This is a genomic window from Algoriphagus sp. PAP.12, from assembly GCF_026652115.1.
GTDB lineage: Bacteria > Bacteroidota > Bacteroidia > Cytophagales > Cyclobacteriaceae > Algoriphagus.
On the sequence record NZ_JAPPSQ010000009.1, the window covers coordinates 1 to 16,707 of the forward strand.

Annotated in this window: 17 protein-coding genes; 9 read left to right on the forward strand and 8 right to left on the reverse strand. The window is 40.4% G+C overall.

Translation table 11 applies throughout. The annotated features are described in order from the left end of the window. Positions 1 to 15: 15 nt before the first annotated feature. The 5 genes from ppk1 to O0V13_RS12030 form a co-directional block, all read right to left on the reverse strand. Positions 16 to 2,139 carry a polyphosphate kinase 1 gene (ppk1, locus tag O0V13_RS12010; protein ID WP_268035208.1) on the reverse strand — a complete coding sequence of 708 codons (2,124 nt, stop codon included), beginning with the start codon at positions 2,137 to 2,139 and terminating at the stop codon, positions 16 to 18. Between the two features lie 101 nt (positions 2,140 to 2,240). Further along, entirely contained in the window at positions 2,241 to 4,199 is a 1,959-nt protein-coding gene (gyrB, locus tag O0V13_RS12015) for a DNA topoisomerase (ATP-hydrolyzing) subunit B (protein WP_268035209.1), read from the reverse strand. A 157-nt stretch (positions 4,200 to 4,356) separates the two neighbouring features. Beyond that, on the reverse strand, positions 4,357 to 4,737 hold the full coding sequence (locus tag O0V13_RS12020; RefSeq protein WP_268035210.1) for a CoA-binding protein: 381 nt from the start codon (positions 4,735 to 4,737) through the stop codon (positions 4,357 to 4,359). Next, the gene (locus O0V13_RS12025) at positions 4,730 to 5,713 is read right to left on the reverse strand and encodes a GNAT family N-acetyltransferase (RefSeq protein WP_268035211.1); all 984 of its coding nucleotides are present in this window, start codon (positions 5,711 to 5,713) and stop codon (positions 4,730 to 4,732) included. The genes O0V13_RS12020 and O0V13_RS12025 overlap by 8 nt, the downstream gene beginning before the upstream one ends. Beyond that, entirely contained in the window at positions 5,688 to 6,509 is an 822-nt protein-coding gene (locus tag O0V13_RS12030) for a 1-acyl-sn-glycerol-3-phosphate acyltransferase (RefSeq protein WP_268035212.1), read from the reverse strand. Before O0V13_RS12030 ends, O0V13_RS12025 begins: the two co-directional genes overlap by 26 nt. A gap of 240 nt (positions 6,510 to 6,749) precedes the next feature. Here O0V13_RS12030 and O0V13_RS12035 point away from each other — a divergent pair, with 240 nt between their 5' ends. From O0V13_RS12035 to msrB, 5 genes are read left to right on the forward strand one after another with little or no spacing between them, the layout of a single operon-like run. Then, entirely contained in the window at positions 6,750 to 7,646 is an 897-nt protein-coding gene (locus tag O0V13_RS12035; protein ID WP_268035213.1) for a class I SAM-dependent methyltransferase, read from the forward strand. A gap of 9 nt (positions 7,647 to 7,655) precedes the next feature. Further along, on the forward strand, positions 7,656 to 8,846 hold the full coding sequence (locus O0V13_RS12040) for an aspartate aminotransferase family protein (RefSeq protein WP_268035214.1): 1,191 nt from the start codon (positions 7,656 to 7,658) through the stop codon (positions 8,844 to 8,846). Between the two features lies 1 nt (position 8,847). After that, entirely contained in the window at positions 8,848 to 9,132 is a 285-nt protein-coding gene (locus tag O0V13_RS12045; RefSeq protein WP_268035215.1) for a hypothetical protein, read from the forward strand. A 2-nt stretch (positions 9,133 to 9,134) separates the two neighbouring features. Further along, on the forward strand, positions 9,135 to 9,506 hold the full coding sequence (locus O0V13_RS12050) for a magnesium citrate secondary transporter (RefSeq protein ID WP_268035216.1): 372 nt from the start codon (positions 9,135 to 9,137) through the stop codon (positions 9,504 to 9,506). 41 nt (positions 9,507 to 9,547) lie between these two features. Next, the gene (gene msrB, locus O0V13_RS12055) at positions 9,548 to 9,970 is read left to right on the forward strand and encodes a peptide-methionine (R)-S-oxide reductase MsrB (RefSeq protein ID WP_268035217.1); all 423 of its coding nucleotides are present in this window, start codon (positions 9,548 to 9,550) and stop codon (positions 9,968 to 9,970) included. A gap of 79 nt (positions 9,971 to 10,049) precedes the next feature. On the opposite strand, the gene O0V13_RS12060 is transcribed toward msrB, so the two are convergent. Together O0V13_RS12060 and O0V13_RS12065 are read right to left on the reverse strand one after the other, a co-directional pair. Then, entirely contained in the window at positions 10,050 to 12,245 is a 2,196-nt protein-coding gene (locus O0V13_RS12060; RefSeq protein ID WP_268035218.1) for an acylase, read from the reverse strand. Between the two features lie 62 nt (positions 12,246 to 12,307). Continuing rightward, a complete protein-coding gene (locus tag O0V13_RS12065; RefSeq protein WP_268035219.1) occupies positions 12,308 to 13,198 on the reverse strand; it encodes an aldo/keto reductase in 891 nt (296 codons plus the stop codon). 132 nt (positions 13,199 to 13,330) lie between these two features. Between O0V13_RS12065 and pfkA the strand changes: the two genes are divergently transcribed. Together pfkA and O0V13_RS12075 are read left to right on the forward strand one after the other, a co-directional pair. Continuing rightward, positions 13,331 to 14,305, forward strand: a complete 975-nt coding sequence (gene pfkA / locus O0V13_RS12070; RefSeq protein WP_268035220.1) for a 6-phosphofructokinase — start codon at positions 13,331 to 13,333, stop codon at positions 14,303 to 14,305. Between the two features lies 1 nt (position 14,306). Continuing rightward, complete coding sequence (locus O0V13_RS12075) at positions 14,307 to 14,642, forward strand: hypothetical protein (RefSeq protein WP_268035221.1); 336 nt, start codon at positions 14,307 to 14,309, stop codon at positions 14,640 to 14,642. On the opposite strand, the gene miaA is transcribed toward O0V13_RS12075, so the two are convergent. Next, the gene (gene miaA / locus O0V13_RS12080; protein ID WP_268035222.1) at positions 14,630 to 15,544 is read right to left on the reverse strand and encodes a tRNA (adenosine(37)-N6)-dimethylallyltransferase MiaA; all 915 of its coding nucleotides are present in this window, start codon (positions 15,542 to 15,544) and stop codon (positions 14,630 to 14,632) included. The two genes, O0V13_RS12075 and miaA, sit on opposite strands and share 13 nt — an antisense overlap. Before the next feature lie 33 nt (positions 15,545 to 15,577). Between miaA and O0V13_RS12085 the strand changes: the two genes are divergently transcribed. Beyond that, a complete protein-coding gene (locus O0V13_RS12085; RefSeq protein WP_268035223.1) occupies positions 15,578 to 16,333 on the forward strand; it encodes a response regulator in 756 nt (251 codons plus the stop codon). After that, the gene (locus O0V13_RS12090) at positions 16,330 to 16,707 is read left to right on the forward strand and encodes a response regulator (protein WP_268035224.1); all 378 of its coding nucleotides are present in this window, start codon (positions 16,330 to 16,332) and stop codon (positions 16,705 to 16,707) included. The genes O0V13_RS12085 and O0V13_RS12090 overlap by 4 nt, the downstream gene beginning before the upstream one ends.

Consider the following 16,707-nt stretch of genomic DNA (forward strand, 5'->3'; position numbering starts at 1 on the left):
TTTTGGGGCTTTTCTTTATTCTACTAGTTTGACTTGCATCACCTGTTCGGGATCCAAGTTGAAAAACTCTTTATGAACATTGAAAGGAGGCTCATCTCCTACAGGATGCTTGGCTACATAAGTTCCATTTTCCTGCATCACATAAGCGTTGCAATTATCTCTCAAATTGTAAGAAAGAATATTCATTAATTGCTTCTCCAAAAGTGGTGCTTCGACTTTAAATAAAGACTCCAATCTCTTATCAAAGCTTCTTACCATCATATCAGCACTACCCGCATAAGTTCTGGTATTTCCATTGTTATGGAAATGGTAAATTCTGGAATGCTCCAAGAAATCTCCAACAATTGAAATCACTTGAATATTTTCACTCAAGCCAGGTCTTCCAGGTCTTAGGCAACATATCCCTCTCACGATCAATTTGATGGTCACTCCTGACTGAGAAGCTCTATACAAAGCATAAATTATCTCGGAATCTTCAAGGGAATTTACTTTGATGAAGATCCCACTCGGAAGTCCATTTCGCGCATTCTCTGCCTCCTGCTCGATATATTCAATCAATTGATTTCGCATATCTCTAGGAGCAGTAATCAGGTTTTGATATTGAGATGGCATGCTATGGCCTGTGATTACATTGAAGAATTCCGAAACATCATTCGCCAACACCTCATTGGTAGTCAAAAGACCAATATCTGTATACAACCTTGCGGTATCTTCATTGTAATTCCCTGAACCCAAATGCACAAACCGGGTAATCTCATTGTCATCCTTACGAACAATCAACAATAGTTTAGTATGGGTCTTTAAGTGGGTAATTCCATAAATCACAAAACAACCAGCCTTCTGAAGCTTTTTAGCTTCACGGATATTGTTTTCTTCATCAAATCGAGCCTTCACCTCAAAGAGAACAGAAACGTGTTTCCCGTTTTCAGCAGCTTTCAAAAGTGCTCTGGTAATACGACTATCTTTTGCGAGACGATAAATGGTCATCTTGATTGCCATGACATCTGGATCATCAGCAGCCTTTTCAATCAAATCCAAAATCGAATCGATGTTGTTATAAGGATGGTGAAGTAAAATATCTTTCTCCTTCAGCGTATCAAAGATCTCAGCCTGTCCTTCCTCTTGATAAGAAAGTGGCTTAACAGGATCAGGCATTTGAGGAAGTCTATCTCTAAACTTTTTGTTTCCCACGATCTGCCAAAAACCGGTATAATCCAACATACTGGATCTTTTCACCATAAATACAGAATCATTTTTCAGATTCCATCTTTCCAAAAGTGAATTCAACATCCACTTGCTATATCCTTCTTCGATTTCAATTCGAACTACCCGACCAGTCTTTCTCTCCATCAATTTCCGCTTCACTTCCTCCAAGAAGTTAGCATCCATATCTTCACTTTCCTCAAGGGTAAAATCTCCATTTCGGGTGATTCTAAACAAACTAACAGCTTCGATATCTACATTTCGGAAAAGTGAAATGATATTCTCCCGAATCACCTCTTCGATTGGAATCATCAACAAAGAATTCTCTCTTTCAATCTCAAAGAAGCGAGGGATATTTGCCGGGATCTGCACAAAGCTCAACTTTCGCATATCCTTTCTTTCCCCTGGACTAGTCGTCACTACTCCAAATATCAAGAGTTTATTCATCAGAATAGGGAAAGTCCGGTACCCATCATAAACCATGGGAGTAAGCATGGGATAGATTGCTTTTTGAAAGTAATCTTTCACTTTGGCCTGCTCGGCATCCGTCAACTTAGAGGTATTGACCAAAGATATTCCTTCATCTTCTAATTGAGGAAGAACTTTATCAACAAATAAAGAATGTTGGTTTACATGAAACTGCTGACAATCTTTCATCAGTTTGGCTTTGAAGGGATCCTCTCTTAATCCGGAATAATCCACACGCTCTTTATCGTAATCCAGGTAATTATACAAGGACCCCACTCGGATCATGAAAAACTCATCCAAATTAGAGGCAGTAATTGCCAAAAACTTTAATTTCTCAAAAACAGAACGGTGCTCTTTCTTAGACTGATCTAATACCCGTTCGTTAAATTTCAACCAACTGAGATCTCTACTTACAAGATCACTTTTTTGGACTACTGATTCGTATCTGTCTCCTACTGCCAGTTTCATACTGTATAAAATTAAGGGACCGGAAAAATAAGCTTTTTAGCCGGAATTCGAATTTACATTTTTGTTAAGACTAAAAAAGGGGCCTGAGAGCCCCTTTATGATTAAGTATCGATTTTAGCGTATTTGGCATTTTTCTCGATAAATTCTCTTCTTGGAGCGACCTCATCTCCCATCAACATGCTGAAGAGGTGATCAGCTTCAGCTGCTGACTCGATGGTCACTTGCTTGATAGTCCTAACATTCGGATCCATAGTAGTAGTCCAAAGCTGCTCTGGGTTCATTTCACCCAAACCTTTGTACCTCTGGACGTTTACGCTATCTTCTTTTCCATCTTTTGCCATCTCCATAGTGAGAAGCTTTCTTTCTTCCTCAGTCCAGCAATAGCGCTCGTCCTTTCCTCTTTTCAATAAATAAAGAGGTGGAAGTGCAATATAAATGTATCCATTCTCGATCAAGGCTCTCATGTATCGGAAAAACAGAGTCAAAATCAATGTTCTAATGTGAGACCCATCAATATCGGCATCCGTCATGATGATAATCTTATGATATCTCAACCCTGCTAGATCCAATTCTTTATCGTCATTGACAGTACCGAACTTAACACCTAATGCGGTTAGGATATTTTTGATCTCATCATTGTCATAAATCTTATGTTCGTGAGCTTTCTCCACGTTCAAGATCTTTCCTTTCAAAGGCAAAATCGCCTGGAAATCTCTATCACGACCTTGCTTTGCAGATCCACCTGCAGAGTCCCCTTCCACAAGGTAAAGCTCACATACAGTTGGGTCAGAATTAGCACAGTCAGCAAGTTTACCTGGCAAACCTCCGCCTCCTAGGACGTTTTTACGCTGAACCATCTCACGTGCCTTTCTAGCAGCATGACGGGCCTGAGCAGCCAAAATCACTTTACCTACAATAGTCTTGGCCTCTTTAGGATGCTCTTCCAACCAAGATTCCAAAGTTTTGGATACTGCTGAATCCACTGCACCTACCACATCAGAGTTACCCAATTTGGTCTTGGTCTGACCCTCAAATTGAGGCTCAGCAACTTTCACAGAAATAACAGCTGTCAAACCTTCACGGAAGTCATCTCCAGACACCTCGATTTTCAATTTATCCAGCATCCCTGACTTATCCGCATAGGACTTCAAAGTTCTGGTCAAAGCTCTTCGGAAGCCGGTCACGTGCGTACCACCTTCATAGGTGTTAATGGTATTCACATAAGAAACCACATTCTCAGAGTATGAGCTATTATAGCTCATTGCTACCTGAACAGGTACCTCCTGATCGATTGATTCAATATAGATTGGCTCTTCGATGATTTTGTCTCTGGTTTCGTCCAAATATTGAACGAATTCAATCAAGCCACCTTCAGAGTAGAATTCATCTGATTTTGGATTACCATCCTCCTCGATTTCGCGAAGATCCTTCAGGAAAATTCGAATCCCGGCATTCAAAAATGCCATTTCTCGAAGCCTGTTGGCAATCGTTTCGTATTTGTACTCAGTAACGGTGAAAATGCTAGCATCCGGTTTGAAATGAATGGTAGTACCTCTTCTTTCAGTTTTTCCGATTTCTCTGGCTGCGTATTGAGGAACACCTATCTTAAACTCCTGCTCGGTAATGACCCCGTTTCTATAGACAGTAGCCTTTAGATCTGTGGAAAGCGCATTCACACAAGAAACCCCTACCCCGTGCAAACCACCGGATACTTTGTAAGTGTCTTTGTCAAATTTACCTCCAGCATGAAGAACAGTCAAAACAACCTCCAAGGCTGATTTCTTTTCCTTCGGGTGCATGTCCGTAGGAATACCACGGCCATTATCTTCTACTGTGATGGAATTATCTTCGTTGACAGTCACGTGAATGGTATCACAATGACCAGCTAAAGCCTCATCAATGGAGTTATCTACAACTTCCCAGATTAAGTGATGAAGACCTTTGATACCAACATCCCCGATATACATGGCTGGTCGCTTTCTTACTGCTTCCAGACCTTCCAATATCTGAATATTCCCGGCACCGTACTCTGCCGGCTTTTTCGCTTGTTCGTCGCTCATATTTGTTGGAAAAAAACCCTCAAAATCGGGCTGAAACGGTGATTTTTTGATAGTTTATTGATTCGGCAAGTTAAGCAAAAAATGTGAGTTTATCACTATAAAATTCAGGCAATCGCCGCCACAGGAAGCTTACCTAAAGTATCTAAAAAGCAATCACTTAAAACTGATTTGTACTGAGCATCACTAAGTTGCAGGCAGGAACCACCTCTACTCCCTGAGCTTTAGCCTTTTGAAAAAATTCTGGATTTTCCGTACCCGGATTGAAAATGATCCTCTTTGGATTCAGAGAAAGCAAATAATCAATCCATTCCCCCTGATGATCCGGCCCAATATAGAGTGTAATCGTATGAATATCCTCCAATTTGGGTTTAGTCTTCAAATCAAGAATTTCTTTACCATAAACCTCTCCCTTTTTAATACCGATTGGGATAAAATCGTATCCTTTATCGGTATACATTCCAGCAGCCACATAGGCATACCTAGAAGGATTCGGAGTAGCTCCTACTAGTAAGGTTTTGATGGTTTTTGGACTAGACATCCCTACTTCCCAAAACCCTGTCCCTTTCAAAAGTATCCATGTGTCTATGCTTCTTGGATTCGTAAATATCAGCCAAAGTGATCAGGATTCCTGTCTCTTCAACCTCTCCAAATTCATCATTCAAAGCAGTCCCGAAGGTCATCATAGTCGGAGAAAGATTCATATAAGTATTGATCAAAGGAGGAATGTTCTCTCCATAAGATCTAACCCTGGTATTCAATAATTTATATCCTTCTTTGTAATCCATTCTTTCAAATGGACTTGGCCCGCTTCCAACTGCTGTTTCATAGCCCAGTTTCAATTCTGGTTTAGGAACAACCAAGGAATACTTATCCGGAAAATAATGATTCATGAATCGAAGCAAAAGATCTCTTGCTTCACGATTATAATGAGGGTACATAGTTACCTTTCCAAACAGAAACTTCACGTCCGGATTGAGCAAAACCACCGCTCCCAAGCCATCCCACAAATTATCCAAACTGAAAATTCCTTTTCGATTATCAATACTTGGCTGATATTTCGGTTGAACGAAAGAACGCCCCAATTCAATGGTATAGGGCAGGTAATCTTTGACAAAATTCTCTGAAAAATCGAATAGATGAGTCGTAGAAAGGTTGATATCCCCATCCTCTCCAATTGCAGTCTTGCAATGGATCAGTCGGTACCCGGCAACTATTTCCTCATTCTCAGGATTCCAGGTGATCAATTGCTGATAGCAATTTTCACAAGTATCATTTTCATCCAAATCCAACTCGAGACCAGTCCCTCCTCCAGCAGCTCTAAAAGTCAATTCTCTCAGGCGACCAATCTCTCTTACCACATTTGGGGAGTTATGATAATCCACTAAATAGATCAAATTATCCCCATTGTTTGCATATCGAATGAATCGATCCGGGCTTAATTCGGCTTTTATCAGAGCTGTATCTACAGCAGGGATTATCTCAGCTTCTTTATCCATTTTTCGATCCAAGTTCATATACTTTTTCTTTCAATTTTTCGGCCCATTGAGTGTCAGTTTTCTCTTTGGTAAAACTTTCAAAAGAAATCTGCTCACCGACCTTAATTGTTACCTTTTGTCCGCGTTGCTTATACATTTCATCCACAAGATAAAACATCTCAACATTAGCTTTGATCCCCAGCTTCTTCCTCCAATTAGCTAAATTGTAAAAGAAATTTGAATTCTTCCCTTCAATAAAGCAAAGAAGGACATCTTTTTTATACTTCTTCGCCTTGGTGATAAAGCTCTTTTTCCACTGAAGGTCTTTTATTCCTTTACCCGATTTTCGAGATACAAGACCAGCCGGAAATACCAAAACTGCATAATCTTCTGAATAAACCTCCTCAATTTTCGCCAAACTGTCCAGAGAATTCCTCCCATGTTTGTTGACAGGTACAAAAAGCGGTTCGAAGTTGTCAAAAGTCATCAGTAAATCATTCACCAAAAAACGAATGTCAGATCTGATTTTGCCTAAAGCATACATCAGAGCAATTCCATCCAATCCACCCAAAGGATGATTTCCTGCAATGATCACCCCTCCTTTTCTTGGTATTTTTTCTTCACCGATCAGTTCCACTTCCAATTCAAACTCCTCCATAAGGGCATTGACAAAGTCAATTCCTTTCAGGTGTCCAATCCTGTTCAACACTTCATTCATCCAAGTTTCATGAGTCACTTTCTTGATGTATGAAAGTACAAATCCGGGAATCCACTTGAGTAGCTTTGGATTCTTGGAATGAATCGCATTTTCTATATCGATAAATTTTTTCGACATCTAGGTTATAGGCTCAAAAAGGAATTTTATATCTGGGTAATCTTCGGTAAAATAAAGTAAAAACAGGAAAAGTTCTGCATGCATACATTTTTTAATCATTTTTTAAAACGCAGCTACCTGAAAACCAAATGATATCAAATCTGAATTTAACATGGAAATAATTCAAGATTTGCGGATAATACTCCATCCTCTCCTCTTCCAGTTATAATTCCCTATTTTTGCCTGCTCAATAGACGAGCTATGAACGAACGCATTTTATCTCTGACTCCAGGTCCTTGGAAAGATTACGAATTGATCGATACAGGAGGCTTTGAAAAACTGGAAAGATTTGGAGAATTTATTGTCAGCAGACCCGAACCGCAGGCAATTTGGGACAAAAGCATGTCCGAGTCAGAATGGAGAAAAATGGCTCATGCTCATTTTGCCAAAGAAAAAAACAACCCTGACAAAGGTAAGTGGGAACAACTCAAAAAAATGCCCCACAATTGGCAAATCGCCTATTCCAATGAAGCGGGTCTAAATTTGAAACTCAACCTGGCCCAGACTTCCTTCAAGCACATCGGACTTTTCCCCGAGCAGGCAGTCAATTGGGATTATTTATACAAATCCATCCAGAGATCTCCTGTTCAAAACCCTAAAGTCTTAAACCTATTCGCCTATACTGGGGCAGCCTCAGTTGCTGCAAAAGCGGCAGGTGCTGATGTAACTCATTTGGATTCGGTCAAGCAGGTGGTAACCTGGTCTAGACATAATATGGAAGCTTCCAAACAAGAAGGAATCCGGTGGATGGTAGATGATGCGATGAAGTTTATCAAGCGCGAGGCCAGAAGAGGCAATAAATATCAGGGAATCATTTTGGATCCTCCTGCTTACGGTAGAGGCCCCGATGGAGAAAAATGGGTTTTGGAGGAGCAAATCAATGAAATGCTTAAAACTTGCGCAGAAATCTTGGATCCCAAAAACCATTTTCTTTTACTGAACATGTATTCACTTAGCTTTTCCTCCTTGATCGCAGTCAATTTGATCCGATCCAATTTTGGAGAGGTTAAAAACCCAGAGCACGGGGAATTATACCTACAGGACAGATTTGACAAAAAACTTCCATTAGGCATCTTCTTCCGGTTCTCTAGCTATTAAAACCCACCTATGAACAACCGACAATTATTCCTATCCCATCTAGCTCAAACCACGGATTTTCCTCTGCTGATAGAAATCGAAAAAGCTGAAGGAGTCTACATGTATGGCCCCAATGGCGAAAAATACCTGGATTTGATTTCTGGAATCGGTGTGAGTAATGTAGGGCACCGTAACCCCAAGGTTTTAGAAGCAATCCAAAATCAGCTTGACAAATACCTTCACCTTATGGTATATGGGGAATATGTCCAGAGCCCTCAAGCCCAGTTGGCAAAGGCTCTTTGTGACACCCTTCCTGAATCATTAGACAATGTTTACTTGGTCAATAGTGGCTCTGAAGCAGTTGAAGGGGCACTCAAGTTGGCCAAGCGATTTACTGGAAAGCCCAAATTGGTTTCATGCGTCAATGCGTACCATGGAAGCTCCAGCGGCGCTTTGAGTGTGGGTGGAAATGAGATTTTCAAAAGAGCCTATCGTCCCCTACTTCCTGGTGTTTCCAACATCAATTATGGTAGCCTAGAGGATTTGGAGAAAATTGATACTGACACCGCAGGAGTGATCGTAGAGACCATTCAAGGTGAAGCGGGAATCCGGGTTGGTACCAAAGAGTACTTTCAGGCATTGCGAAAAAAATGTGATGAAACGGGAACTCTCTTAATTTTGGATGAGATCCAGGCAGGTTTTGGAAGAACCGGGAAATTCTGGGCTTTCGAGCATTTTGACATCGTTCCTGATATCGTTGTTTGCGCTAAAGGAATGGGAGGAGGAATGCCGATTGGAGCTTTTATCGCCAACAAAGAAGTGATGGGAGTTTTCAAAAACAACCCGCTTTTAGGTCATATCACCACTTTTGGAGGACACCCAGTAAGCTCGGCAGCTTCTTTGGCTACTATTCAGGTCTTGCAGGAAGAAAATCTGATCAGTCAGGTTGAGGAAAAGGCAGATTTAATTAAAAGCCTGCTGGTCCACCCCAAAATTAAGGGAATCCGAAATAAAGGACTGATGATGGCCGTGGAGTTCGAGTCTTTCGAAGTCTTAAAACCTATCATCGATCAGGCAATTGAACTGGGAGTGATTACAGACTGGTTTCTTTTCTGTGATGATTCCATGCGCATTGCTCCTCCACTGACGATCACCAAAGAACAGATCAAAGAGGCTTGTGACAGTATCCTGAAAGCCATCAACCTGGTAACTGAAAGTTAATATGGGACAGAAAAAATGTCCTCACTGCCAAGAATGGTCTTCATGGAATCAAAACATTGAAGATATCTGCGAACATTGTGGAGAAAAACTAAGTCACTTAGAGCTTGCCAGAAATCAAAAAAGGGAAGAAGAAAGAAAGGCCAATGAGGAAAAATGGATGTTTTATATTCAAAAATCTGACCCTCCATTTGTCGTATTTCTTAAGAAAATGGGGAATTTGTTTTACACAGTCTTTATGGCTATCATGACTTTTATTATTTGGTTAATAGCAGCACTTCCTGGATAAATATGTCAGTATTCAAGAACCCTTTCTTTTTTATTTCAGCAGCATTTTTTTGGATCAATCAAGGAGCTGAGAAACTTTTTGGTAGGACATCTACCTTCATTTCCTCCTATTCCGATGATTTATTGGCAATGCCGGTAATTCTGGGGATTACGCTTCAAGTTTTCCAATGGATTCACCCTTTAAAAAATCAATTTCGATTTACTTGGGTACAATGCCTGGTAGGTTTCCTTTATGTTTCTATTGCCTTTGAAGGAGTTTTACCTCTTTATTCTGAAACATACACGCGAGATTACTGGGATATTGTATGCTATGCCATCGGTACCTTCGGTTTTTATAAATTGATCAATCCTGAGGTGAGGCCAAAAATTTCTTAAGGTTAGAAAAACTTACCACACCTATTATTTGTTGAAAACCTATGAGCAAAAAAGATAAAAAGGAATATCCGATCCAGATTTCCGAGGATGATTTAAAATTGAAATTAGATCCTGAATCCTATCATGTGCTTCGGGAAAAAGGAACTGAAAGACCTTTCACCGGTCAATATTATCTCAACAAAGAAACGGGCATTTACGAATGCAAAGTCTGTCACAATGAGATCTTTCATTCCAGCAAAAAATACGATTCAGGCTGTGGTTGGCCGAGTTTTACCGAACCGATTAGACCAGAAGCCATTGACGTTCAAATGGATTACTCCCATTTCATGATCCGTGAAGAAATTTTATGCTCCAATTGCGGTTCACATTTGGGACATCGGTTTCCTGACGGTCCAAGTGACCAAGGAGGAATCCGATACTGCATCAATTCGGTCAGTATGGATTTTAAAAAAGGAGAAGATTAAGGTCAGGAAAGGATTTTTGTCACTCTGAGCGGAGTCGAAGGGTTCTTGACTCCGCTCAGAGTGACTAGTTTTTAAAAATTCAATTAGAACTTTTTCTATTTCCAGGAACATACCTTTCCTCGGCCTTGGCTTCTACATCCTCACGATAATAGGCTACATCTTTAAAATTGGCATCCGCGTATCGCTGTGCTTGATCCAAGAAATGAGGTGAATCAGGATGACCACTTTCCCCTCCAGCCAACATACTTTTTGCTTTCACCTTGTCTCCAAATTCTACCACAGCAACGAAGCTATTTCCGGAACTACCATACAACCTTTTGGCACCTTCCTTGGCACTAGCGCCATAGGAAGCCAATGCACCCCAGCGTCCAGAAGCCAGGCCAATGGGAATGTAAGGTTGATCATCATCATATTTTAAGTCAATATCACCAGACAATCTCTGGAATCTATTGATCTCTCCCCAAGGTGTATTCCAGGTCCCAAAGTCTTCATTCATTTTATTTAAAGTGAAATCCAATACCTCAACCATTCTTTTTTGATAAGAAGGGTCAGCAAACTCCGGTAAACTTTCTACCTCCACCAATTGATTGAGGTTTCTAAACTCACTTTGGTAATTCATTGCATAAAAATGGGCCAAACTCATAGCCACAGACTCCTTGGATGTTTGAAAGTTCCAATCTTTCAACACTGCTATTGCTTGCTCAACCTCCTCAGACCCCCCCTGCTTTTCAGCTGCCTCCACTACTGCAGGAATAAGTCGCTCAAAAGCGGGAATAGTGGGATCATATGCTAATTCGATAAAACTGTCCAGGTTTAAATTACTGGCTTTTCTAAGAACACTGACGGCGTGAATTCCTCTGAAATTCTCCGAATCAGGAGCCATGTAAACTGGGTAGTCTTCTCTTTTTGGGCTAAAATCCCCTGCTGCGGTAAATGGTGTGGAATTACAGTTCTGTATCCAACCTGTCCCAGGATTTAAAATGGTTATCGTTTCATCCACTTCATGCAAACCCTTCCAATCGGTTGCAGGATCAAAACCATCCACAGGCATCGAATAATCAAGGTTAGGATCTCTTTTGGGGATAAAATTCCCATGGAAGTAGGCAATATTGCCTTCGGAATCGGCAAAAACCGTATTGTTTGAAGAGTTTGTCCGGATGTCCATCATCTTTCTGAATTCCTGGTAATTGGCCAATTTGGTTCTGGAAAAACTCTGAATCAAGGCATTCACAGGGTCCCAATTGATCTTGGTAGCCACCCAATAATCATCCAATTGATGAGTGATCGGGCCATGATGGGTTCGATAAAAAGTGAACTCTTTTTCCTTCAACTGTTCCCCTTCCCTGTATTTCAAACTGATTGTTTGACTTTGAACGGCACGCTGCTCATCTCCATATTTGTATTGGAAACCATCAGTTGTTTCACTCACTTCCTCTTTGAATTCATCGATGAAATCCACCCTAGTAGAGGTGTGGATCCAACCTGTTTTTTCATTGAATCCCTGGTAGACAAAAAACTGTCCCCAAGTAACAGCTCCATAGGCATTCAAACCTTCCTCCGAGACCACATGAACCTCAGGTCTAAAGTAAAATGAAGTGTGGGGATTGATCAAGAGCATGGCATTTCCAGATTCTGTCATTTCACCGGAAACTGCTATTCCATTCGACCCTTTGGGCTCCTCATAAGGGTCTGGATGCACCAATCCGTCTCCATATTCAGAATAGGCCAAAGCCTTTTGGTCCTCATAAAAAGCCTGAATTCTCCGAGTCGAAATCTGCTCTATGTCTCCTCCAATTGAGCCTTCAAAAAAGTACATTGTCAACCAAGGTTCATAGGTCTTGATCACTTGAGCCTCCACTTCAGGATGTTGGTTCAAATAGAAGTTAATTCCATCAGCAAAGGCCACACAGAGTTCCTTCAACCAATCTGGCGCTGTTTCATAGGCAGCTTTTGCTTCGGCCTCTGTCATATATAGATTCGCTCGCAAATCAGAGAAAATAGCTCCCTGTCCCTCTAACTCTGCCAATCTTCCAGATGCCCAAACATAATTTCTCTCAACTCTTCTGAAATCATCTTCACATTGTGCGTATAAGAGTCCAAAAACGGCATCAGCATCTGTTTTACCATAAATATGAGGGACTCCAAAATCATCTCGAATGATTTCAACATCATAGGTTTTACCGTTCCACTCAAGGGCGTTGGAAGTAGAAACTGGCTTGCATGAGCTTGACATAACAAGTGAAACCAGAAACAAAAAGGTCAAATTCTTTCTCATAAGATGGGGGTGATTGAATCCTTGAATTTAATTTATTCCAAAATCAATTTTCAACAAAATGATTAGCGGTGATCATGGTAAAAATTCGCAGGTAATTTCCTTCTGACTGCTTGGATAAAATCCTCTTCAATCCCTTCACTCTCCTCATAGGATCGAGCAATCCGTTCGACCTGTTTGACACTACTGGCTCCTATTACCAAAGATCCAACGGCTTTTTGATTCAATCCAAATCGGATCAACAAAGCCTCAGGAGAAATATCGAAGGAATTAAAAAAGTCTTGGACAGATTTCACTTTGGCAGCATCATAGCCTAAATATTCATGGGCTTCCTTGTTAATCAGTAATCCTTTTGCAAAAGCTCCCCGAACCAATACTTTGGTGTCACTTTGCTCCAAAACTGGAAAAACCACCTCTTCAGGCCTTCTGTCCAAGGGATTGTATTGCATCATGATCGTGGCTGGAGGGTTCATTCCCATCACTTTTCGAATGACATTGGGGCGAATAGAGGAGATTCCAAAGGCTAAAATTTTACCTTGTTTCTTCAGAATTTCAAAAGCCTCCAGTGTTTCTTCCCAAGGATCATCAATGGTTCCTCCATGCAACTGATACAAATCAATTCTATCGGTGCCCAACCTTTTCAGGCTCTTTTCAACTGCTTCTAGGATATATTCCTTTTTTGGATTCCAATCCCAACCACTTCCATCGGGTCTGATTTGGTTTCCAACTTTGGTTGCTAGAATCACTTCTTCCCTTTTGTCTCTGATGGCCTCTCCAACCATTTCTTCATTCAAGCCATTTTGATACAAATCCGCCGTATCCAGCAAATTAATTCCATGTGAAATAGCAGAATGGATAATAGCATGAGATGTTAATTTCTCATGAGGAAGAGACATACATCCCAGCGAGATTTCTGGGATTTTAACGTCCGTATTAGTTAGTAAATTTGTATTCATTTGTTTTTCAACAGGTTATAAATCGGGTTTTTTAGTTTCAAGAATCAGGTGATTTTTTACACTTAATTCATCCAAGAAACTACTGCTTTCCTTCTTTAATCCCTATTTTTGGGGGGCTTAAAACCTATTACTATGAAAAAAATCGCTGTTTTTACTTCTGGGGGAGACAGCCCTGGAATGAACGCCTGTGTGAGGTCGGTCGTAAGAACTGCCATCTATAAAGGACTGGATGTTTACGGTATTTATCATGGCTATGAAGGCATGATCGAAGGTGATATCAAACGCCTTCAATCAGGTTCTGTATCCAACATCGTTCAACGTGGTGGTACTATTCTAAAATCTGCAAGATCTCAAGAATTCAGAACTCCTGAAGGAAGAAAAAAAGCCTATGAAAACCTTGTCAAGCATGGAATCGAAGGAATCGTAGCCATTGGTGGTGACGGTACTTTTACAGGGGCGAAGATTTTCTTTGAAGAGTACGGAATCCCAACTGTAGGCTGTCCGGGCACCATCGACAATGATATCTACGGAACTGATTATACCATTGGCTTTGATACAGCTGTCAATACGGCTTTGGAAGCCATTGACAAAATCCGTGACACTGCCGCAGCCCATGACAGAATCTTCTTTATCGAAGTGATGGGAAGAGATGCAGGCTTTATCGCTGTAGAATCTGCCATTGGAGGGGGAGCTGAATTTGTGATGGTTCCTGAAACCAAAACTGATTTGGATGCGGTAGTTAAGTCTTTGAAAAACCTTCGCAAAACCAAGACTTCAAGCATTATCGTCGTTGCAGAAGGTGATGAAGAAGGAAATGCCGAAGAAATCATGGCAAAAGTGAAGTCCAAAATCAAGGACAACACCAAGGAGTTTAAAGTAACTACACTCGGGCATATTCAAAGAGGAGGAAGTCCGACTGCCAGAGATCGAGTTTTGGCAAGTAGATGTGGAATGGCAGCAGTGGAAGGATTAATTGCAGGAAAAGTAAATTGCATGGCAGGAATCATGAATCAGGAAGTGGTCTACACCCCATTCAGCGACTGCATTGGTAAAACCAAACAATTGATCCCTGATCAACTGAAATTGATTGATATTCTAAGTATTTGATATGGGCTATATCCCTTTATTTCTAACAGTAGGAGGCGCATGCCTCCTATTCTTTCTTACAGTAAAAAATTCACTCCAAAAGAAGCTAAACCTTCAAAAGGAGCTGACGGCTCAATTAACCATGGCTTTCCCGGAATTGGGAATTACAGGTTTTGAAAATTTGGATACCGAATCGATTTTCGAAAATCTAAAAGCATCTGGGCAAAAAAAATCCAAGGTTGAAGAAGCGTTAAAATTACTTCGCCAATTGAAAATCAACAGACTTCAGTATAACCAACTGATTAAAAAAGCCCCTTACAATTGGGTGGCTAAAATGAGTGGTTTTCAGGAAATCTGATTTTCAATAAAAGCAATGATTTCATCCTCTTGATCCGGGTGAAACCAATGGATTTTTTCATCTCTTCTAAACCAAGTCAATTGTCTTTTGGCGTATCGCCTAGAATTTCTTTTGAGAAGACGTATAGCCTCTTCCCTATCATATTTTCCTTCCAACATTGCGAAAATCTCCTGATATCCCACCGTTTGAAGGGAATTGAGATGTCTCTTGTCAAATAAACTTTCGGCTTCCTCAAAGAGTCCAGTCTCAACCATTTGGTCCATTCGAAGATCAATGCGTGAATACAATTCATCACGATCCCGGTTTAAACCAATTTTGATGGTTTTGAAAGGTCTTTCAATTTTGCTTTTCACTCGAAAGGAGCTAAAGGTTTTTCCAGTGCCCCTACAGACTTCCACAGCTCTCATCAAGCGTTGGGGATTCTGCTGATCCACTAGTTCAAAATAAGCTGGATCAAGCCTTTTTACTTCTTCTTGCAGGAATTCCAATCCTTTTTCCTGATACTCTTTGATAACCTGTTCTCTGATCCCTGCAGGAATCTCTGGCATCTCATCCATCCCTTCGGTGACTGCGTCTGCGAAAAGTCCAGAGCCTCCAGTCATGATCACCACTCTGTGCTTTTGGAACAATTGATCCAACAATTCCAGCACATCTTCCTCGAAAGATTTCACATCATAATTTTCCTCTATAGAATGAGAATTGATCATATGGTGAAGCACTTCGCTCAACTCTTCCTTGGTTGGTTTGGCAGTACCCAAATTCATTTCGCGATAAAACTGTCTACTATCGCAGGATATAATTTCTGTATCGAATTTTTTGGCTAGATTTAAACATAGGTTAGTTTTTCCAACCGCAGTTGGGCCTACCACCAAAATCAAAATAGGTTTTTCAGAAAAGTCCATAAGGCAAACTTGGGGCAAAATTGGTATTAAAGTATGAAAAGCAAAAACATTTTAATTGTTGATGACAATGATCTCAACAGGAAGCTTTTCGAAAATTTGGTCGGTCAGATTTGGTCTTACCAATCTGCTACCGATGGATTAGAAGCGATTCAAAAAGTAAAAGAAGATAAATTCGACTTGATCCTGATGGATATTCAGATGCCAAAATTGGACGGTATCTCTGCATTGAAGCAAATTAAAGCAAGTGATTTAGCTACTTGCCCAATCATTGCTGTGACAGCTTTTGCGGATGAATCCGACCGAATGGCCTTTCTGGATCAAGGTTTTGATGAGTTCATTACCAAACCCATCAGGCCCAGAGAGTTCTTAGAAAAAATCCAGCATTTTTTGGATATAAATCAGGAGAAGAACTCGAAATCTTCTGAAAAATTGAATGTAAAAAATGTCATATTGGATTTGGATGTATTCGGTCAGCTTGGCAAATACAACAATCCTCAGATGATCAAAAAAGTATATTTAGATTTCATAGAGGAATCTATGGGGATTTTGGAACGAATCCCCAAAGAATTAGAAACCAACAATTTTAATGAAGTAGCCGAGTCCCTACATATTCTGAAAGGAAATTCAGGAACTTTAGGTGCAAACAAAGTTTTTATGGAGGCCCAAAAGGCTGAACTTTTGGCAAAAGAGGGAGACAAATCAACTCTATTGTCTCAGCATGAAAAAATCCATAAGGAAATCGAGTCATTTCTAAATTATTTAAACGAAGCAACTATTTTTGAATCATGAATGAACCCAAAAAAATATTGGTTGGCGAAGACAGTTCAGTGATCATCAATTTGACTAAAAACGTCTTGGCATTTGAAAATTACAAAATGACAGCCGCCAGAAATGGTCAGCAAGTTTTGGATTTACTAGGCAAGGAAGACTTTGATCTGATTTTAATGGATATCAGCATGCCTGTCTTGGATGGAATCGCATGCACGAAAGCGATCAGAAACCTACCAGATGAAAAAAAATCCTCTCTTCCAATCATTGCCATTTCTGGAAATATTCTAAACATGACCCATGATGAATTCAGAAAGGCTGGTTTTGATGATTTCATTCAAAAACCATTGGATTATGATCAGGTCTTGGCCACAGTCAAAAAATTCCTAAGCTAA